16 protein-coding genes and 4 pseudogenes are annotated in these 19,090 nt (G+C 55.4%); 14 read left to right on the forward strand and 6 right to left on the reverse strand.

Translation table 11 applies throughout. The features are described 5' to 3' along the window. Nucleotides 1-32 precede the first annotated feature (32 nt). On the forward strand, nt 33-227 hold the full coding sequence (locus tag EOK75_RS20800) for a hypothetical protein (protein ID WP_168199096.1): 195 nt from the start codon (nt 33-35) through the stop codon (nt 225-227). Here EOK75_RS20800 and EOK75_RS21660 read toward each other — a convergent pair. The 5 genes and pseudogenes from EOK75_RS21660 to EOK75_RS08700 form a co-directional block, all read right to left on the reverse strand. Beyond that, on the reverse strand, nt 153-548 hold the full coding sequence (locus tag EOK75_RS21660) for a VPLPA-CTERM sorting domain-containing protein (protein WP_137193575.1): 396 nt from the start codon (nt 546-548) through the stop codon (nt 153-155). The two genes, EOK75_RS20800 and EOK75_RS21660, sit on opposite strands and share 75 nt — an antisense overlap. Nucleotides 549-1,142: 594 nt before the next feature. After that, entirely contained in the window at nt 1,143-2,114 is a 972-nt protein-coding gene (locus EOK75_RS08685; protein ID WP_137193576.1) for an IS5 family transposase, read from the reverse strand. A 683-nt stretch (nt 2,115-2,797) separates the two neighbouring features. Beyond that, a pseudogene (locus EOK75_RS08690) lies at nt 2,798-3,869 on the reverse strand (IS110 family RNA-guided transposase). A 102-nt stretch (nt 3,870-3,971) separates the two neighbouring features. Then, nucleotides 3,972-4,354: pseudogene (locus EOK75_RS08695) on the reverse strand (transposase); the annotation flags it as partial. Between the two features lie 61 nt (nt 4,355-4,415). Beyond that, nucleotides 4,416-4,936 (reverse strand): annotated as a pseudogene (locus EOK75_RS08700) (IS5 family transposase); the annotation flags it as partial. Between the two features lie 35 nt (nt 4,937-4,971). On the opposite strand from EOK75_RS08700, the pseudogene EOK75_RS08705 reads away from it, so the two are divergent. The 10 genes and pseudogenes from EOK75_RS08705 to EOK75_RS08750 form a co-directional block, all read left to right on the forward strand. Then, nucleotides 4,972-5,673, forward strand: a pseudogene (locus tag EOK75_RS08705) (transposase); the annotation flags it as partial. A 516-nt stretch (nt 5,674-6,189) separates the two neighbouring features. Beyond that, entirely contained in the window at nt 6,190-7,365 is a 1,176-nt protein-coding gene (locus EOK75_RS08710; RefSeq protein WP_168199193.1) for a polysaccharide biosynthesis/export family protein, read from the forward strand. Between the two features lie 23 nt (nt 7,366-7,388). Further along, complete coding sequence (locus EOK75_RS08715; protein ID WP_137193578.1) at nt 7,389-8,090, forward strand: IspD/TarI family cytidylyltransferase; 702 nt, start codon at nt 7,389-7,391, stop codon at nt 8,088-8,090. After that, entirely contained in the window at nt 8,087-8,812 is a 726-nt protein-coding gene (locus tag EOK75_RS08720; protein WP_240793953.1) for an SDR family NAD(P)-dependent oxidoreductase, read from the forward strand. The genes EOK75_RS08715 and EOK75_RS08720 overlap by 4 nt, the downstream gene beginning before the upstream one ends. A gap of 203 nt (nt 8,813-9,015) precedes the next feature. Continuing rightward, complete coding sequence (locus EOK75_RS08725; protein WP_137193579.1) at nt 9,016-10,071, forward strand: hypothetical protein; 1,056 nt, start codon at nt 9,016-9,018, stop codon at nt 10,069-10,071. Beyond that, nucleotides 10,068-11,807: a hypothetical protein gene (locus EOK75_RS08730; protein ID WP_137193580.1), complete on the forward strand. Its 1,740-nt coding sequence runs from the start codon at nt 10,068-10,070 to the stop codon at nt 11,805-11,807. Before EOK75_RS08725 ends, EOK75_RS08730 begins: the two co-directional genes overlap by 4 nt. Next, nucleotides 11,800-13,236, forward strand: coding sequence for a CDP-glycerol glycerophosphotransferase family protein (locus tag EOK75_RS08735; RefSeq protein ID WP_137193581.1), 1,437 nt, complete (start codon nt 11,800-11,802; stop codon nt 13,234-13,236). The genes EOK75_RS08730 and EOK75_RS08735 overlap by 8 nt, the downstream gene beginning before the upstream one ends. Beyond that, on the forward strand, nt 13,229-14,434 hold the full coding sequence (locus tag EOK75_RS08740) for a KpsE/RkpR family capsule polysaccharide export protein (RefSeq protein ID WP_137193582.1): 1,206 nt from the start codon (nt 13,229-13,231) through the stop codon (nt 14,432-14,434). Before EOK75_RS08735 ends, EOK75_RS08740 begins: the two co-directional genes overlap by 8 nt. Before the next feature lies 1 nt (nt 14,435). Next, nucleotides 14,436-15,200 (forward strand): ABC transporter permease, encoded by a 765-nt coding sequence (locus EOK75_RS08745; RefSeq protein WP_137193583.1) that lies wholly within the window; start codon nt 14,436-14,438, stop codon nt 15,198-15,200. Between the two features lie 2 nt (nt 15,201-15,202). Next, complete coding sequence (locus tag EOK75_RS08750; RefSeq protein WP_137193584.1) at nt 15,203-15,853, forward strand: ABC transporter ATP-binding protein; 651 nt, start codon at nt 15,203-15,205, stop codon at nt 15,851-15,853. On the opposite strand, the gene EOK75_RS08755 is transcribed toward EOK75_RS08750, so the two are convergent. Continuing rightward, on the reverse strand, nt 15,825-16,283 hold the full coding sequence (locus tag EOK75_RS08755) for an NUDIX hydrolase (RefSeq protein ID WP_137193585.1): 459 nt from the start codon (nt 16,281-16,283) through the stop codon (nt 15,825-15,827). The two genes, EOK75_RS08750 and EOK75_RS08755, sit on opposite strands and share 29 nt — an antisense overlap. A 76-nt stretch (nt 16,284-16,359) precedes the next feature. Between EOK75_RS08755 and hslO the strand changes: the two genes are divergently transcribed. From hslO to EOK75_RS08770, 3 genes are read left to right on the forward strand one after another with little or no spacing between them, the layout of a single operon-like run. Further along, nucleotides 16,360-17,346, forward strand: coding sequence for an Hsp33 family molecular chaperone HslO (gene hslO / locus EOK75_RS08760; protein WP_137193586.1), 987 nt, complete (start codon nt 16,360-16,362; stop codon nt 17,344-17,346). Then, nucleotides 17,336-17,926 carry a CoA pyrophosphatase gene (locus tag EOK75_RS08765; RefSeq protein ID WP_137193587.1) on the forward strand — a complete coding sequence of 197 codons (591 nt, stop codon included), beginning with the start codon at nt 17,336-17,338 and terminating at the stop codon, nt 17,924-17,926. Before hslO ends, EOK75_RS08765 begins: the two co-directional genes overlap by 11 nt. After that, entirely contained in the window at nt 17,923-19,050 is a 1,128-nt protein-coding gene (locus tag EOK75_RS08770) for a CCA tRNA nucleotidyltransferase (protein WP_137193588.1), read from the forward strand. Before EOK75_RS08765 ends, EOK75_RS08770 begins: the two co-directional genes overlap by 4 nt. Nucleotides 19,051-19,090 lie beyond the last annotated feature (40 nt).

Raw genomic sequence — 19,090 nt, forward strand, 5'->3', positions numbered from 1 at the left:
ATGTCGTGAAACCAGTGTGGTAGCTTCCCTGCATGAGTAAACCGACCTCGCCGACCTATGATGTGAAGTTTGACAGCTTCGCTACGAGTGAACCTGCCTATCGCACCCCAGAAGGCCATCGGGTCACGTTGCAACACGACGCGCAGGTGATCTTAAACCTGCTCGGTTTGCTTTCTCTTGTGGCGAAGGCCAACAAATCCCGCCAGTCCCACCAACAGGAGAGGTAAAGAGGCCGGAAGTGGAACAGGGGCGATTGGAACGTCAAAATGGATAGGACCCCTGACCTCTCCTCCCACTAGCCAATCACTGTCATTCCAGGGCTCGTGAAGTTCCCAAATGGTAAATCTCGCGGTGTTGTTGTCGCCAGAAAAAGAGTAGTACGACATCCCGAAAGGTAGATCTGCGGAAAAACTGGCCGAGGTGACTTGTCCATTATGGAAAGTGAAGGTCCCTGAAACATACTCCCAGCGCCTCCCGGTTATGGCGTCCGAAAGCGCATAAATCGGCTGTTCTCCGTCGGCTACCGACGAAAAGGTAAGTGTGCCCATCACGTACTAGGGCGCAGTGTAGCCTTTTAAGCTGAAACCAACATCATAATACGCGGCAAAGCTCGGTGACGCCAGCCCGAGTGCCAGGCATGTCATTCCAATTAGTGATCTGATCTTCATTAAAGCCACTCCACCGAAAAAATATAATACGCATAGTTAGCGTTTAAAGGTTCAATTTTTCACGCACGGCTTATACTGGTCAAGGACATTTGGGCATAAGGTGGATGTAAAGTATACATCCCAATTTATTGCCACCTTCATCCCCATCCCGTTTACAGCATCGGTTCGAAGCGGGTGATAAAGTCGCTGATAGGCATTAAAGCACTCTATCTTCTGTTGCGGGCTTCCAGCGACAAAACGATGGTCGAGCTTTGCAAACGGTAGGTTGTGGGCTCTAACCGGCCATTCGCAGCGCTTTAGCAACCCTCTCAAAATCACCGTTTGTCGGACGGTCAAATTATATCCGGATCTGGCTTTTGCAGAAATCCACAAATACCGTTTCGATGTTCTTTGCGCCCAGTGTGATATGCTTTTGGGTGGGCATTGTTGCGCAACTGCAGCCTAAGGGCATGACTTCCCCTTTCCCCGTTGGCTTCAGGCCACGCGAACGATCTCGGCGGTGCCGCGTGCGTTGAAGCGGTTTATGAGGGCGATGCGGACTTGGATTTCGGCAGTTTGCCGGTCTGGGTCTCTCGCGGCGATCCGCTCCCCAAAGGCCTTGAGGCACCGCATCTTTGCCTCGATCCGACTTCGTGCGTGATATCCGGTCCAGCGCTTCCAGAACGCCCTGCCGTAGTGCCGAGTGGCCCGCAGGGTATCGTTTCTCGCAATCGCCGCCGGGCAATCCTCTTTCCACGGCCGCCCATTCTTGCGGATGGGGATGATCGGCGTGGCCTGGCGGTCGATGATGGCCGTGTGGCAGCGGCGGGTGTCATAGGCGCCATCTGCGGTCACCGTGCCGATCACTTCGCCCTCGGGGATCTGGTCGAGCAACTCCGGCAAGACCGGGCTGTCGCCATCTCTGCTGGGGGTGAACTCCACCGCCCGGATGTCCGAAGTGGCCGTGTCCATGGCCAGAGGCACCTTACGCCCCCTCTCACGGTTTGCAGGAAAACCGTTGCCGGGCAACGATTGACGACGGCCCTGAACGCCATGCTTGCGCGCCTGCCACTCGCCATCGCCGAGGAACCTGATCCCGGTACTGTCAACGAGCAGGTTCAAGGGACCTTCAGCGCGGCGATACGGGATCTGGACTGCGAGCGTCTTCTGTCTGCGGCACAGCGTCGTGTAATCCGGAACGGCCCAGTTCAGGTCCGCCATCTTCAGTAGGCTTGCAACCATCCCTGTCGTCTGCCTCAGTGGCAATTTGAACAGGACCTTGATCGTCAAGCAGAACTGGATCGCGGCATCAGAGAACACCGCAGGGCGGCCGGGGCTCCCGTCATGCGGCGCGAGCCAAGTCATCTCCTTGTCTAGCCAGATCAGCAACGACCCGCGCTTCTTTAATGACGCGGTGTAGCTGGACCAGTCCGTGGTGCGGTAGCGGGCGGGTGATGGCTTGCTCATGCAGCCTGTATAACCACTTGGATTCACAGTGTGAATCGTCCACAGACAGAGTTCTGCAACAACGCCGTTTGTGTGCAGAACGAACGGAAGGCGTCTGCAATCTTGCCGTGATCCCAGTTGCAATTCTCACGGGCCAGCCGCTTCCATGGGTCCGTGTATTCGACACTGCCAGATTCAGGGAAGACCAGACTTGTTTGGTTCTGTCGCAAAGTTTTCGCTGTTGGTCGTAGCGGTTCGATTGTGCTAGCAGCATGCCTTTACACTTGAAGGCGAGCAATCAACTGTGACAATTGATTTCAAAGGAAACCACTACCCAAAATCGGTGATCCTCTACGCGGTGCTTTTTAGGCTCCAGCCTTCGGTAACGGGGACGTCTCCGTCAAGTGCTTTTTGACATACGCATCCGACCGCATAGTTGCAGATTTGATGACAGTTGCTTTCTGAGCCGTTCTGCTTTCGCCGCGGCCTTCGTCGGAGATCATCCCGGGTGCATGCTTCGACCCGTGGGCAGCGCGATGGCTGCCAACATCGTGCTGGTTCAAATGCAATTCCGATGTGCCCATCTCATAGGTGTGCTCAATGTTGGTCGGCAACAGTCCGGAGCACGGCATTATCGGAACCACGCCTCTGGGGGAACCTCGAAGGCCTGCGGTCAGGCAGGCATCGGTTGGGAATACAATCCGTCAGGTGGCATGGGGCACGGCAGTGTGTGGTCGGAAATCGGTGTCATCAACCCACATCCGGTGCAGGATCACCCCGATACGCCGGGCTAGCGCGACCATGGCGCGCTTACCACCTCTGCGGCGGGAGACTTGCGCTGCCCATGTTCTCAGCCAGGTCGAACGCCCGCGGTGCAACATCACGGTCGCAGCCTGACATAGCGCGCGGCGCAGGTTGACATCACCTGCCTTGGTGATGCCGCCTGAGACATCGCGTTCGCCCGACTGGTTGCGTGATGGCGTCATGCCGACCCACGGGCCAACATTCTTGGGAGATGTGAACCGGGTGGGGTCATCGACGGCTGATCTGTAGGTTAGCGCGACAACAGCTCCCACTCCCGCTGCCCGGCAGGGCATTGCAAAGCAATGGCCCGAGAGGGGGCATCGACATAAGTCGACGACATACAGGGGCATCCTGAGCCATCTGGCGGACAAGGCGTTCCAATACCGCCAGCTCTTGTCGAAGGGACGCACGCGCCCGAAGCATAGGGCCTGTCGCGGCCTCCAGCATCGAATTGCCGTCCGCCAGTTCGCGGATCCGGTGGTCATACCTGCCCCGAGAGATGGCACCAACTTTCAACCCAAAGTTCCGCAACAGCCCACGCATAGACATTTCCAGGGCGATCATACCTTGCTGGATGGCCTTTCGGGCACCGAGCACGGCACGAACTTCTTGCGCCGAGACGGATTTGCAGTGAACGGGCCGGAACCAGCCAAGGTGAAGCAGGCGCGCAATGCCCTCGGCATCCCGCCGGTCCGTCTTGATTGGCATCGCCTTCAGGGCGCTTTTTACCTGGCGGGTTTCCATTAGGATGACATCCAGACCTGCTAACGTCAGCCCACGGTGCAACCATTGCGACAATGGGCCAGCCTCGAGCCCAATGGCGGCAATAGTGCCGTCCTGTTCGCGGGCCCAACGCACCAATTCTTCAGGTTCACTGGCGACCTGCGCTTCTTTCACGATCTTGCCATGCTCGCTGATCACGCAAATTGCGGTCTTTGCCAGCGATACATCCAACCCAACAAACAGTCTCATCCTGTGCCCTCTATGTGGATCCAATACGGGATGGTCGACAAATTGCCCCTGATCTTGCAAGCGGTAACAGGCAGTGTGCAACGCAGGCCCCGTTACGGCATCTCATAACCAAAAGATAACGGCTGCGGCGCGAGCAATTGCTGAGAGGAAGACGGTTGGGGATCTGTCGTAGCGGGTTGAGATGCGTCGCCAATCCTTGAGCCTGCCGAACATCCTCTCAATGTGTTACCTGGCAGCGCATGTTTGCATGCGCGAGAAGGCGGTTACGTCGTTTGTAGCGGCGCTTGTCGTACTTGACGGGCTTACTACGCGACTTGCGACCGGGGATGCAGGGCGTTGTGCCCTTGCCTACAAGGGATTCACGGAACCAATCAGCATCATACCCTCGATCAGCGAGAAGCCATTCGGCGGTCGGCTGACCATTCATTAAGGCGGCTGCACCAGTATCTGACTTGTCCTGCTGTGATGAAGAGGCGGATTGGTCTCAGAAGGGACTCTGTTGCTCAAATCAGCTGACGAACGGTTCGCGCCTTTCCCCAGACGGATTTACCCCACGGCTTCCGTGATAGGGATGCCAAGGGCGGTGTGGCCGTTCAGGATCGCAACGCGCACTTGAACCTCGGCGACCTGGCGGTCGAAGTCGCGCGCCATCAGGCTCTGGCCCAGCAGTTTCATGCAATGCATCCGCTGCCCGGCAGGGTTATGCGAAGCATGAGCCCGAAAGGGCTTGTCTCGACGCGGCTCCGGCGGAGGTATCCGCTCCAGTTTCGCCAGAGTGCCCGACCCAGATATCTTGATGCGCGGAGTGCGTCGTTCCTGGCCATGGCCCCGGCAGTGGTTGGCTTCCATGGCCGGGCATTTTTGCGTGGCGGTATCACCGCAGCCGCACCGCGCTCGGCGATGCCGTTATGGCATCGGCGCGTGTCGTATGCACCATCCGCAGTTACGCTGCCGATCTGCTGATCGCGTGGGATCTGGTTGAGCAGATGAGGTAACATCGGTGCATCACCGGTATTGCTGCTCGTGATCTCGACTGCTCTGATTTCTAACGTTTGCTCATCAATGCCCCCTCTCGGCAGATTACGTGTAATCGCCGTAAGGCTGGTTCTATCCCGAGATGAACTGGGATGCCGAACCTTCCGGCAAGCGGGGCAGGTCGCGGACATTTAGTGACGCTGCCATCCAGACGTGCCTGACCACTGCCCTCTCAGGCATCAAGGTCGAGGGTGAAGGCGAATGGAACGCCCGCAAGCACGGCGGCCCCAAGCGACGCGTCTGGCGCAGGATCCACATCCACTGCCCGGTAGGCGATTGCAAAGCAATCTGCCGAGAGGGGGTATCGATGAGCAAACGCCGGAAGCCAGAGCGGTTGAGATCACGGGCAGCAATACCGGTGATGCACCGATGTTGCCCTATCTGCTCAACCAGATCCCACGCGATCAGCAGATCGGCAGATCGGCAGATCGGCTGCGGTCATCCCCCCACGCAAAAATGCCCGGCCATGGAAGCCAACCACTGCCGGGGCCATGGCCAGGAACGACGCACTCCGCGCATCAAGATATCTGGGTCGGGCGCTCTGGCGAAACTGGAGCGGATACCTCCGCCGGAGCCGCGTCTAGACAAACCCTTTCGGGCTCATGCTTCGCATAACCCTGCCGGGCAGCGGATGCATTGCATGAAACTGCTGGGCCAGAGCCTGATGGCGCGCGACTTCGACCGCCTGGTCGCCGAGGTTCAAGTGCGCGTTGCGATCCTGAACGGCTACACCGCCCTTGGCATCCCCGTCGCGGAAGCCGTGGGGTAAATCCGTCTGGGGAAAGGCGCGAACCGTTCGTCAGCTGATTTGCGCAACAGAGTCAGCCAAGAGCAATGGTTTCGGTCTGTGCATGCGGGAGCCGATTATCCCGGCTTCCATTGAAACAGAGACCTGTTTTGCGGACCTGCAACGGGTTTGTGGCCATTGCAAAGGTGGGACCTCTGCGGTTTGGCCGATATTTTTACTTCGTGCGGCATTGCGATTTTACCACGCTAGCAATAATATCCACGCTTATGAAGGCCCTGCGTGCCGAATGACCTTAAGTACGGTCGCATAAGTTGGGGTGGCTTCTGAAACTATATGATTCTAAATGGCGTAAGCAGGCGCTTTCCGCCGCTGTAGCCGCTGGAGTCCTTTACACAATTTTTTTTATGGGTACATATAGGTGTTTAAAACGCCTTAAGCGTGAGTCAGGATAAATAGTAAGTGAAACTTAGGCAAGGCCGCCCAAACAAAGCTGTGCATTTTACCTTTCGCGCTGGCCGAATTGAGAAAGATATAGGTTTGAAGCCTTTGAGCCTTCGAATTTCAGGCAAAGCCTTGGGGCGCTCGGGTATGTCCTTGGCTTTGGCGCTGATGCTGATTGGTTGCGCATCGCTGCCTGGGCAGGGGCCGAGCAAGTCCAAAATCGTTGAATTGGCGGCTGGTCAAGAGGCTGTGCAAGATTCGCAATATGCGGTCGTCAATTTGACGCCGCAAATTGTGGGCGCAATGGGTAAAATACCACGCCGGGCCTTTAGTTCGGCGTTGCCGCGTGGGCCTCGCCAGCCTGGGGCGGTACGTATTGGAATTGGTGACGTCCTCGGCATTCAGATTTGGGAAGCCTCGCCAGACGGGCTTTTTTCAACCCCTACGGCAAGAAGTGCCGAAATAGCTGCGACAGTAGACGGTCAGGGCAATATTTATTTGCCTTATGTCGGGACATTGCCGGCGCGTGGTCAGAGCATTGAGCAAATCCGTAGCAGCATTGCGCAGGCTTTGACGGGCAAAGCGGTAGATCCCGAAGTTGTTGTAGTTGTGAAAGAAAACGGCGCGCAGTCAGTTACTGTCGTCGGGGATGTAAAAAGCGCCGGGCGTTTTGATTTGCCGCCAAGCGGGCTGCGGTTGCTGGATGCGGTTGCGCTGTCCGGCGGGCCAAGCCAGGCAAGCTTTGACACCGAGGTCATCGTTAATCGTGCGGGCAAGACAGCCGGTATCCGGCTGGATGACGTGGTAAAGACAAACGCCGAAAATGTTTGGCTGGTCCCTCGCGATACAGTTCAACTGCTGCACAAACCGCGGAGTTTCACCGCCTTCGGGGCTGTCAGCGCGAACGGTCAACAAATGTTCGAGACAGAAACCGTTAGCCTTGCCGAGGCTTTGGCAAAGGTCGGCGGGTTGAGCGATAGCCGGGCAGATAAGGGTGGGGTCTTCTTGTTTCGGTTTGAACCGCGGGAACGGCTGAATGCGGCCAGAATTCCACTGCCAGAACAGCTGACCGGCGCCAGAATGGTTCCCACAATCTATCAACTCGATCTAAGCACTCCCAATGCGTACTTTCTCGCCCAATCCGTTGAAATGACAGACAAAGACATTGTGTATGTTGCTTCAGCCCCCGCGAGTGAATTCCGCAAATTCGTACAGATTATAGTCGCCCCATTTGTCAGCACGACTGGCTCTGTAAATGACTTGGCGAATTAAACCCTAAATCGACCGGAGATATTATGAACGAGTTTTCCCAAAAACCTGCATCTCTTTTGCTGTTGTCTGGTGGCGTAGGGGCACGATCCCAGCATCACGAGCCAAAGCAGTTTTTTGAATTATGTGGTCACCCGATGATGGCTTACGCGGTAATTGCCGCAACAAAAATAGACGCCATCTCTGAAATTCTGGTCAATGCCCCAAAAGAGTTCCACGACAGAACGCACGAGATTATGGCCAATTATTGTGGTGGCAAGCCGTTCAAAGTGCTTGATTGCGGCAAGACCAGACAAGAGAGTTCGTTCATTCTGGCGCAAGCGGCGCAGTATGACACCATTCTGCTGCACGAGACGGCGCGGCCTTTTGTTACGCGAGAGATGTACCAGACGTTGCTGGATGATCTGGAAGGGAACGCGGGCTATTTCCACGACATTCCTTTCTCTATGTGCAAGATCGATCTCAAAACCAAGATGGTTGTGAAGGGCGTGTCGCGGGCAAAGGTCTTTGACGTTCAGCTTCCCCAAAAATTCAATCGCGAAAGCCTGATTGAAGCACATCATGCCGCACTTGCTGCGGGCAAGGCCTACACAGAAGATTCTGTTATGGTTACCAAAATGACGGAGGCCAAAGTGCACGCGTTAATCGGTTCAAGTCGAAATTTGAAGGTCACATCACGGGAAGATTTCACTATCGCGGAGAACTTAATGAAGAGCAAAAAAACATGATCGGAACAGCAACACACCCGCAAAAAGCTGTCATGATCACGGGCGCTTCCAGGGGGATCGGCCTTGAGACGGCAAAGTCACTCGCCCTACCGGAAAGCGGCTTTTCAAAAATCGTGATGTTGGCGCGGCCATCCCAAGAGCTATCTGACGGCTGCGACTATGTCGCCTCGATCAATCCGGACTGTGAGGTTGTGAAGCTGGAGGCGGATCTGTCGGACCCAGCAGCGGCTGATCATGTGTTTGGGGTGTTGGACAGCCAGAAGATCAGACTGACCACGATGGTGAACAATGCGGGTTTCACGCGCCCAGCATCGATAAACGAGGCAGAGCTCGCTGACTTTCAAAAAACCATGCAGGTCAACGTTTATAGCCCGTTTCAGTTGATTCAGGGTGCATTGCGGCACAACCACCCTTTGACGCATCTGATCAACATTGCATCGACGGCCGGCATCGGTGGTCGGAGTGGCTGGTTAACTTATTCTGCCTCAAAGGCGGCCGTGATCAGCATGTCAGAAGTGTTGCGCGAAGAGTTGAAACCCTATGGCATCGACGTCATTTGCCTGTCGCCCGGCCGCTGTGCGACCGACCTGCGCAAAACGCTTGCCCCTGATGAGGATCCAAACACGATCATGCAACCGGATGAGGTGGCTTCTGTCATAAAACTGATGATTTCGCCGCTTGGGCAGTTGCTCAAAAGTCAAAACCTTGTTGTCCGGACCTGATCAATATCTGTATTAGGGCGAATAACAGTTGATCTTCGTATCAACTAAAACAGGCTTTTGACGGGTCTTGAGCTGCGGAGCAGAATTAAATGGCAGGACTGAAGCAGGCGATCTATCTTGATAGCCCGATTATTTTGGCTTTGCGACAGATCCGCCCTTATTTTGATGACGGGATATTCGGCGCATCGGAAACACCGATATTGATGCGCCGCCGCAAGGTCATTGCAGCACAAACCGCACTGTTTTCCCTGCCCAAGGATTTGATCATCCACAAGGTTAGGCCCGGCAATTTGCCGTTGGCCGATGATGCGGTTTTATTTTACCCATTCAATTCCTTGTCCAACATGACTGCTGTGACAAACCGGGACGTTCATCATGTCTTGACGCTACATGGCGAAAGCAACAAGTTTGCGTCCAACAGGCCTACGGCGCGCCTTTATGATTACATTTGTGTGGCCGGACCCCTTGGGCGCGATCGCTATATAAGCAATCGCATTTTCACAAAGGACGATGTTGATCGCGGTCGTCTGATTATGATGGGCGACAGTTTTGTTCAAGCTCAGCAATGGATCCAGCCTGCAGACTCCACCGAGGATGGCGCGGTGCTGTATTGCCCGACTTGGGAAGGTTACGGAAATCAAACTAATAACTTCAGCTCGATCACGGATCTAAGCGGGTTTGAGGCTTGTAGACAGATTTCCAGAGCCTTGGGCACCCAAGCGATTGTCATCAAGCCGCACCCCTATCTTGGCCTACTCAGGCGCGGCATGTTTCGGAAATTCATTGAGGGTGTCCGCGGTTTGGTCGCGGACGGGTTTTCGGTACAGCTTGCTTTGTCCGACGCCAATATCCCGCTGAAGCTTCTGTGTCGTATGACACTAACGGGCGTGCAAAAGGTGGATGTCAGCGATGCCCAGCCGGTAAAGGTCCGGATGGGCGTTTGCGATATTTCCGGAATGGAGGCCATCTTTCTCAAGCAAAGAGTGCCTCATATGGTAATGTCGCGGGGTCAGGCGTTTCCTGATGGGTTGACGAAGGTCTACAGCCATAAAGCAATCATACCCGGTGACGATATGGCCAAAAAAGCCTTGGCCTATAACGACGATGCAGAGCATATAGACACATGCCACAGGGAGCTTTCCTTTGGTTGGCATGATCCGTCTTTGCAAAATATGACGGGCCCTGAACGCCGCGCCTGGTTGATTGATTACGTCCGTCAAAACCCGTTCTGGCGCAATACTCAAAGAGGCGAGCAATGAAACTGATCATCTTCACCCTAAGCCTTGCTATTCTCGCGGTCGCAAGCTTGATCTTGCAGGCCCTGCCAAGCGCTTTTGACAGTATGATCCAGATGAGCCTTACCGAGGTCTCCAGTCGGTCTCTTGCGTTTCTTGCGCAATATGGCGTGGCAGTTTTGATCGTTGTCGAGGCTATCTTGCTGCATACGCTTTTGGCGCTGCCTGCCAAGGTTTTGCGAACACTCTTTGGCGCGCCCATTGAAAAACTGCGGTATATTGAGGCTCCGCTTCCCATTGTCGCGTTTTTGTTCTGGCTACAGATAGGTTGGTTTTACGGCGTTCTTCTGGCTGGTTCCATGATGGGTTTGGTATTTGCGCTGACTGTGGCGCTGCACTTTGCCGCGCTACGTCTGCTTGATCTTGAAGCGCAACGGTTGAGCGTGAATGAAGAGGTTTGGCAGCACGCAAAAGGTGGTACCGATCTTACACTGGCCAAGAAGAGCATCTACTCCTTGCGTGTCGGGGTAGCGGCTTTTTCGCTTATGGTTGCCTGTCAAACCGTTTTGCAATTGGGGCGTGATAGCCTGTTTTATATCCCCTTAAGCACGGCTACGATTTTCTGCCTTGTGCTGGCAGTCGGGGGCGCGGTGATCGGATATGCAAGCTGGCGCAAGTTGAATAGCCGGTTGACGGATACAAAAACGGTCGTGTCCACGCTTGCAACGGCAAAAATAAATGCGTCCGGCATCACCGTGGCACATTACATCAGCGATCCTAAAGCCAAGGCCTATGGCAGCTCCACCGCATTGGTGACGAAGCTAAAGAAAGAGGGCGTTGCGCTTGCTGTCTTTGCGCGTGAGGCAAAAGCGGTTGCACCGATCACAAAGGCGGCGCCGGACGTCATTAGTTTTGTCCCGACCATAATGGATATGAGCAGTTATACTGCCGAAGGATTAAGAACATTTTTATACGTCAATGACGCCATTAGAAACGGTCATGCCACTAGATTTCAACAGTATAATCATGTCCTTATCGCTTCCGGACCAATTTTGAATGCGACTAAGCTACCACAGAGCTTTCAGATCTATGACTGGATCGTTGCACCAAGCACCGATTTGGCCAGAACTTGGATCAAAAGTTCCAGCGCGGGCGTTCGAGAGAAGATTGTCGTTGCAGGCGCCGCCGCCCGCACCATCAATTGCCAGCACGGACACATTTCGACAGAGCCAACGGTCGGTATCTTTGTCCAGCCATCGGCCTTTGGTGACGATAGCTTCGGTGTTATCGGCCAAACTCTAGAGTTGCTGAACAGCCTGAAGACGATGGATGATGTGCATGTTACCATCACCTATTCATCAGAAGCAGGGGCAAAATCGGCATCGCTTTACCGGCTTGCCCGCGCCATTTCTGCGTGGAAAGCCGATAAAGGGCTGTCGCGCAGGTTAACCGAAAATATTGGCAATTTTGCCTTTGCGGCCAATAGCTGCGAAATATTCTGCACCCATAGCATCAACGCTTATGACGCCCTGATCGAGGCGCAAAAGCCGCTTGTCTGGCTGGGTTCGGGGGTGGCACCCGCCGGTTACTATGATCTTGAGGGTCCGGCGGCTATGCTGGGACGGATAAGATCCGGCGATCCGCTGGCAGAGACGCGCCTATCCTTGCGTGGGACCGCAATACCGGTCTACGCGACACTTGGCGCATTTATCCAAAGCTTGGATACGCCAGAAGCTGTGAAAGGTGATCAGAATGGCTGATTTGATCGTATTTGGCTTTTGCGTCGCCATCGTCATTGGTGCGTCGGCTTGGTTTCACCGCCAAGAGGTCATGGCCGCAGATGCGGCTCGCGTGGCCTCTGGCCCGGCGGGGTGTGTTGCCTTGTCGTCTACGGATACACGCTTGCGGCTTGGCGTGGCGGGGCTCACTCTGATTGCGTTGCTGGGTATTGTCGTGCTTGGGGGCAGTTGGGCCTTACTTCTTTTGACGGTTGCTTATATCGGCATTCGATACAGCCTTTTCGCGTTGTTCAGGCAGCATGCGCAAAGCAGCCAATTGGGGCTGCTATTTGACGCAGTGAAAGCACCCGAGATTAAGCAGGCCGAGATCGCCTTTTTCTTTTCCGGAATAGACCTTGCAGAGCCACAACACCTTCAAATGTGGAAAGCATCTTTGGATTCTTTGGGCCGCCCTTGGCTTGCCGTCCTGAGCGAGGTGCATCACCGCGCATTTTTCGGGGGTGATGATATGCCTCCCGCGATTCTGGTGAACGATGCATCGCTTTTTGGCGGAGTTTTGCCCCCACCGACAAAGTTGGTATTCTATGCCAATAACGCACAGAAAAACCGGGCAATGATTGCAGCTAATCCGCAGGTCTTGCACGTGCAACTGCTGCATGGCGATAGCGATGAACCCCCATCCTATTCAGTACTGACCAAAATTTACGATTTTGTGTTTGTCGCAGGCCAAATGGCGGTTGATCGTTACCGCGACAACGGTGTCATTATCCCCGAAGAGCGCTTTCGTATTGTCGGGCGGCCACAGTTTGCCGCGATCAAGTCAGGTCCGGATAGGGTGCATGATGGGACAGCCCCGATCATTGGCTATATGCCGACATGGCGCGGATTTTATGAGGATAGCCAATTCTCATCTCTGGACCGGGCTGCGCGGGTTATTGAGGGTATCCGCGAAACCACACCCAACGCCAAAATAGTATTCAAGCCGCATCCGCTTTCCTACAAAGACCCCGATTGGGCGCGCTATAAGGCGGCAATTACCGCCGCGCTGGGGCCGCATGGCCGGTTTGCCGATCAGGCAAGCGAGCCATTTGATATCTATAACGAGGTCGATACGCTGATCACGGATATCTCCTCTGTTATGATTGATTTTCTGTTTTCCGGTAAACCGTTGATTGTGGTCTTGCCAGAGCTCTATACATCTGAAAATGCATGGCGATATCCGTCTTTGGGTGCTGCCTATCTGGTGGATGCAAAGCTGGAAAACCTGACTGAAATATTGACCGCGGCCAATACAGATGATCCGATGCGCGCCAAGCGCCTAGAAATGCAGAAATATGCCTTTGGCGATTATGGTCGGCCACCGGGCGAGGCCTTCGTTGAGACGGTGCAAGCCTTGTTGGGCGAAAATGCGCAAAAACAGCTGACTGAAAGAGCGAATCCTGATGAGTGAGGAAGCAACCCCCAGCGCTGAAAAGCCTGCCGCCAAGCCCCGTTCAGGGCCTTCGGGCGTTCAAAAGATGCCGCGTCAGGTCGGGCGGGAAAAGAAAGGCAAGCGAAGGCTAGCCTTGTCTTTCATCCTGCTCTTTGTTGTGCCGGCCTTGTTTGGGGGGGTGTATTACACTTTTCTTGCCAGCGATCGTTATGCCGCAGGTGCCAGCTTTGTGGTGCGCGGCCTTGAAAGCGGTGGGCCATCCGACCTTGTAAGCTCGTTCACAGGGTTGGCCTCAACCGGGTCCACCACGTCTGACAGCTATATCATCCGCAAATATATGCTTAGCCCGGATCTGTTGCGCGCGCTTGATAGCGAGTTGCAGCTGCAAGAGCATTTCTCCAACCCCGATATCGATTTCATTTCACGGTTTCCCAAAGGCGTCCCGTTTGAGGATTTTGTCGAATACTGGCAGCGCCGGATTACGACCACCTACGACAGCACGGCCGGCATTGTGTCATTCGAGGTGCAGGCATTTGATCCCGAGATGGCGCACAAGCTGGCAGAGGCGGTCCTGAGTGCTGCGGATGACCTGATTAACGAGCTTTCCGAAAAGGCGCGGCTTGACTCGCTACGCTTTGCAACAAATGAAGTTGAGCTTGCGGAAGGTCGGCTTTTTGCGGCGCAGATCGCCCTGCGTGAACTGCGTTCCTCTAGCGGATCCTTTAACCCGACTGTAAACGCCCAGCTTGATGCAGAGCTGATCGCGCGGCTGGATACGCAGCTGGCAGATCTGAACGCGCGGATTCAGATTTTGCGCGCCTCGGTTGACCCAAGCGCCTTGGTGCTCCGGCAATTGGTTTTGCAGGCAGAAGCACTGCAAGAGCAAATAGATCAGCGGCGCGCGGCGATGGGATCGAGTGAAACAACGAAAAGCGGGGCCGTTTCGGCAGATGCCCTTAGCAAGTTCGAAGGGCTGAGCATCGAGCAAACTTTCGCACAGCAACGCTATGCTTCGGCGCTATCATCGCTTGAAAGTGCGCGCATGGATGCAGGGCGCCAGCAGCGCTATTTGGCCGTTTTCGCACGGCCCTTCAAACCCGATGATGCGGTCTATCCGTACCGTATCCGCGATAGCTTGCTGGTTGCAGCGCTGGCCTTTGCGATTTGGGGGATAGGTTCCCTTGTTGTCTTTGCCGTTCGCGACCACCTTCGCTAGGATGAACCTGATCATCACACAGATACGGGTTATCGTGGCCCTTGTTTTGCGAGAAACCAGAATGACTTTTGGTTCGTCGCACATGGGGTATTTGTGGGCGATCATACAGCCGCTTGTTTCGATCTCTTTTATGGTGTTCCTGTTTTTCATCGCGGGGCGACAGTCGCCCTATGGCGCGTCGCTTGCGCTTTTCTTTTCGACGGCCATTCTGACACTCGAACTTTACAATAAAACCAGCGTTTCCCTTATGCGGGCTTTTACATCCAACAAGGCGCTGCTGACATATCCGATGATCAAGGAAACGGACACGCTCTTTGCGCGTTGGGTCCTGATTGCCTGTACCTTTGTGATTATAAATACGATCTTTTATGGCGGGCTTATCGGCCTTGGGTTGGCGCAACTGCCCGCCCATCCTGACAAGCTGATCCTCGCGTTTCTAAGCACCTGTTTTCTGGGCTTTGGTATAGGGACGATAAATGCCATCATGTATCAGCGAAATCAGGTTTGGCAGCATATCGAGAAGATCCTTGGCCGCCCGTTGTTTTTTCTGTCCGGCGTGTTTTACATCCCGTCAAACCTGCCGCCGCAGGCGATTGCAGTGATCAAGTGGAACCCGATTTTGCATCTCGTGGAATGGACCCGCGAAGGGTATTATCCGAACTATGAAAGTGATGTGCTGAATATTGGATACCCGCTTTCTGTTGCCACTATTGCGGTCTTGTTGGGTTTGTTCTGGGAACGCATGACCCGCAAGCAGCGAGCCTGAGCATGATAGAATTTGATACCGTCACCAAGATTTATAACGTCAAAAACGTTCGGAAGGTTATTCTGGACGAGGCTTCCTTTGCATTTGAATCGGGCAAGAACATTGCGATCATGGGGCATAATGGCGCTGGGAAGTCGACCATCATGCGGATGATGGCAGGCATCGAATTGCCCACCTCGGGTGTGGTGAGCTGTGACGAAAAAGTAAGCTGGCCGCTTGGGTTTGCATCGGGTTTTAACGGTTTGATGACGGGCGTTGAAAACGTGCGCTTTGTGGCCCGTATCTACGGCGAAGATCCGCACCGTGTGCTAGAGGATGTCCAGGAATTTGCCGAATTGGGCAAATCCATCGACCTGCCGATCTCTACCTATTCCAGTGGGATGAAGGCGCGTCTGGCCTTCGGGCTCTCGCTTGCTGTTAATTTCGAGTGCTATCTGATTGACGAAATCACCGCAGTTGGCGACCGCCGGTTCAAAAAGAAAAGCTCGGCCGCGCTGCATGATAAAATCCGGGATGCCCGTGTCATCATGATTTCGCATTCCGAAAGCACGATCCGCGATTATTGCGACTCGGGCGTCTTGGTATATCAATCAAAGCTGTATTATTACGACAGCATAGACGGGATCATTGCCGACTATCGCAAGTTTTGCTGAGAAAGCGTTTCAGCATTGCGCGGTCGCCAGGGTTTCCAAGCGCGTCAGCGGCCAATTGCGGCTGCAACCAAAGCGCCTCATGCCCCGGTTCTGTCGGATCTGACATGCGCAGGGTGGGGCGGCCAACGTAAATGGTGCAGACCTTTTCGGCCCAGATGTCGTATTCCGGCATAAAGGTGAACCGCCGGAAGGTCCCAAAGCGAAACAAAAGCGCCATCCGCCAGCCGGTTTCCTCCATCACTTCGCGGTGCAAAGCCGTGATCGGGTGTTCGCCCTTGTCGATTCCACCGCCCGGAAGCTGGATTTCCGGCACAGGCGCCGCTTGACGGGTGACAAGCATTTCCCCATCGCGCAGCAAAATTGCATAGGCTCCGGGTCGCCGGATATAGTGTTTTTCGGGTTTTGGCGCCCCGCCATAGCATTTGATCATCGTTTTGCCCTTGGTCCTTTGGTTGCCGTACCTATATCTTCACGGTATGCCAAGGCTGGCTTGCCAAGGGAACCCCATGACCATCGGAACAAAAATTGCTTGGGACGACACAGTCCTACCATTTCAGCTTGATCACTCTGACGTCCGGGGCCGCGTTGTGCGGCTGGATGGCACGTTGGATTCTGTGCTGAAACAACATGAATATCCGGCTGCGGTAGAGGCGCTTGTCGCCGAAGCCACGCTTTTGACCGCATTGATCGGTCAAATGATAAAATTGCGCTGGAAGTTGTCGCTGCAAATTCGCGGCAATGGCCCGGTTAGCTTGATCGCAACCGATTATTACGGCCCGACAGAAGACGGCGAACCTGCCCGTCTGCGCGCCTATGCCAGTTTCGATCCAGAGGCGGATTTGACCGACGTGGACCCTTTTTCCCTGATCGGTGAGGGCTTCTTTGCCATTCTGATTGATCAAGGAGAGGGCATGGTGCCATATCAGGGCATCACGCCGATCGCGGGCACCTCGCTTTCGGATTGCGCCGAGACTTATTTTGCCCAATCCGAACAATTGCCGACCCGCTTTCAGCTTAGCTTCGGCAAAAGCACCCTTCCGGGAGAGGCGGATCAATGGCGCGCCGGCGGCATGATGTTGCAGATGATGCCCAAGGCATCGCCTTATGCCTCCGATAACGGCGGATCGGGTGACGGTGGCCTGCTGTCGCATAGCGATCTGGTTGATGGCGATGAAGGTGAAAACTGGAATCGCGTGAACCTGCTGTTGGACACGGTAGAGGAGCTGGAGCTGATCGGCCCGCAAGTCGCGCCGACCGATTTGCTGATCCGCCTGTTCCACGAAGAACAGCCCCGCGTCTTTGACACCCAGCCCATCCGGTTCGGGTGCACCTGTTCCGAGGATCGCGTGCGTCAGTCGCTGTCGATCTATGGTGCCGAGGATATCGCGGAAATGACAACGGAGGACGGAGTTCTGACCGCCGATTGCCAGTTCTGCGGGGCGCATTATGTGCTCGATCCGAAAACGCTTGGGGTTGAGGCCAATGAAGGCTGATGTATTGCGCCGTGCTTTGCTTGGCAAAACCGGTGCATCTTCGGATTTTGATCTGAACCCGGGAACAGTTTTGCCACCGGGGCGGATCCTGCGCGCGGCGGCCGTCTTGATCGCCGTGCAAGAATTTCCCGACGGACCGCGTGTTTTGCTGACCAAACGCGCTTCGCACCTCAAGCATCACCCGGGTCAGATCTCTTTTCCGGGTGGCAAGGTGGAACTGTCGGATGCAAGCCCCACCGCCGCCGCCCTCCGCGAAGCACATGAGGAGGTGGGGCTGCCGACAGGTCTGGTGCAGGTTGTGGGCAGCTTGCCAAGCCATGAAACCGTGACGGGCTTTACCGTCCAGCCTATTCTGGCGCAGATCACAGCCCCCTTTAGCCCCATCCCCGAGAGGGGCGAAGTGGAAGAGGTGTTCTCGGCGCCGCTGGATTTCATCACAAACCCCGCCAATTTTCGGGTAGAGGCGCGGTTTTGGCAGGGCAGTATGCGGCGCTACTATACTGTGCCTTACGGCCCCTACTACATTTGGGGTGCCACAGCGCGGATGTTGTTCAGCTTGGCCGAAAGGTTGAAAGCATGAAGGTTGACGGCGCTTGGCTGCACCATGTGGGAACGCAAACCCTGTGCCGCGCGCTAGAGGCCAAAGGCTATCAGGCGCTGTTCGTGGGTGGCTGCGTGCGCAACGCGCTTTTGGGCGCGCCGGTAAATGACATCGATATTGCCACCGATGCTTTACCTGAAACAGCTACTAATATTGCAGAAAGTCAGGGTTTCAACGTCATTCCTACTGGCATTGACCACGGAACGGTCACGGTCATCGCCAAGGGCTTGCCGCATGAGGTGACGACCTTTCGCCAGGATATAGAGACAAACGGCCGTCACGCCACTGTGCGCTTTTCAACCGATGTGGCGATGGATGCCGCGCGCAGGGATTTCACCATGAACGCGCTTTACGCCCGCATTGACGGCACGGTCGTGGACCCTTTGGGCGGATTGCCTGACCTGCAAGCGCGGCGGGTGCGTTTTGTCGGCGATGCAACGCTGCGTATCACCGAGGACTACCTGCGTATCTTGCGCTTCTTTCGGTTTTTCGCGTGGTACGGCGACCCTGCGCTGGGCCTCGATGCCGAAGGTTTGGCTGCTTGTGCCGCAAATTCCGCGGGAATAGAGACACTTTCGCGGGAACGTGTCGGCGCTGAACTTTGCAAACTGCTGTCCGCGCCCGATCCATCGCTTGCCGTGGCAAGCATGGCGCAATCTGGGGTTCTTGCCGCTGCTTTGCCGGGGGCCGATGCGCGGGCCTTGCCGATTGCGGTGCATTTTGGGCTAGGGTCATGGCAAGGGCGGCTGGCGGTTTTGGGCGGTGCGGTTGAGACCTTGCGCCTGTCGCGCAGCGATTTGGCCCAGATCACCCTGATCCGCAACGAGGTTGGCAATATGCGCAGCCCGGCAGAGCTTGGCTATCGCTTCGGCGCAGATGTGGCCGCGGCCGTTACCCTGTCGCGCGCCGCGATGTTTGAGACCCCGCCGCCAGAAGGCTGGCAGGCGCAGGTGCAGCTTGGGGCGCAAGCGCGGCTTCCTGTCAGCGCGGCGGATTTGATGCCCGAATTTCAAGGTGCCGCCCTTGGTGCGCAACTGCATATGTTGGAGGATCGCTGGATTGCTTCCGGCTTCACGCTGTCAAAAACCGATCTTCTGGGTTGAGTGTTTCCCTTTCGCCCCCGCAGCACTATATCGGAGGCTG

This window comes from Pseudorhodobacter turbinis, from assembly GCF_005234135.1.
GTDB classification, from domain to species: domain Bacteria; phylum Pseudomonadota; class Alphaproteobacteria; order Rhodobacterales; family Rhodobacteraceae; genus Pseudorhodobacter; species Pseudorhodobacter turbinis.

Coding starts and splice junctions, on each gene's coding strand:
- EOK75_RS08745 (WP_137193583.1), top strand. CDS start 14,436: ATGAACCTGATCATCACACAGATACGGGTTATCGTGGCCCTTGTTTTG.
- EOK75_RS20800 (WP_168199096.1), top strand. CDS start 33: ATGAGTAAACCGACCTCGCCGACCTATGATGTGAAGTTTGACAGCTTC.
- EOK75_RS08685 (WP_137193576.1), bottom strand. CDS start 2,114: ATGAGCAAGCCATCACCCGCCCGCTACCGCACCACGGACTGGTCCAGC.
- EOK75_RS08720 (WP_240793953.1), top strand. CDS start 8,087: ATGATCGGAACAGCAACACACCCGCAAAAAGCTGTCATGATCACGGGC.
- EOK75_RS08770 (WP_137193588.1), top strand. CDS start 17,923: ATGAAGGTTGACGGCGCTTGGCTGCACCATGTGGGAACGCAAACCCTG.
- EOK75_RS08730 (WP_137193580.1), top strand. CDS start 10,068: ATGAAACTGATCATCTTCACCCTAAGCCTTGCTATTCTCGCGGTCGCA.
- EOK75_RS08735 (WP_137193581.1), top strand. CDS start 11,800: ATGGCTGATTTGATCGTATTTGGCTTTTGCGTCGCCATCGTCATTGGT.
- EOK75_RS08765 (WP_137193587.1), top strand. CDS start 17,336: ATGAAGGCTGATGTATTGCGCCGTGCTTTGCTTGGCAAAACCGGTGCA.
- hslO (WP_137193586.1), top strand. CDS start 16,360: ATGACCATCGGAACAAAAATTGCTTGGGACGACACAGTCCTACCATTT.
- EOK75_RS21660 (WP_137193575.1), bottom strand. CDS start 548: ATGGGCACACTTACCTTTTCGTCGGTAGCCGACGGAGAACAGCCGATT.
- EOK75_RS08740 (WP_137193582.1), top strand. CDS start 13,229: ATGAGTGAGGAAGCAACCCCCAGCGCTGAAAAGCCTGCCGCCAAGCCC.
- EOK75_RS08755 (WP_137193585.1), bottom strand. CDS start 16,283: ATGATCAAATGCTATGGCGGGGCGCCAAAACCCGAAAAACACTATATC.
- EOK75_RS08750 (WP_137193584.1), top strand. CDS start 15,203: ATGATAGAATTTGATACCGTCACCAAGATTTATAACGTCAAAAACGTT.
- EOK75_RS08715 (WP_137193578.1), top strand. CDS start 7,389: ATGAACGAGTTTTCCCAAAAACCTGCATCTCTTTTGCTGTTGTCTGGT.
- EOK75_RS08725 (WP_137193579.1), top strand. CDS start 9,016: ATGCGCCGCCGCAAGGTCATTGCAGCACAAACCGCACTGTTTTCCCTG.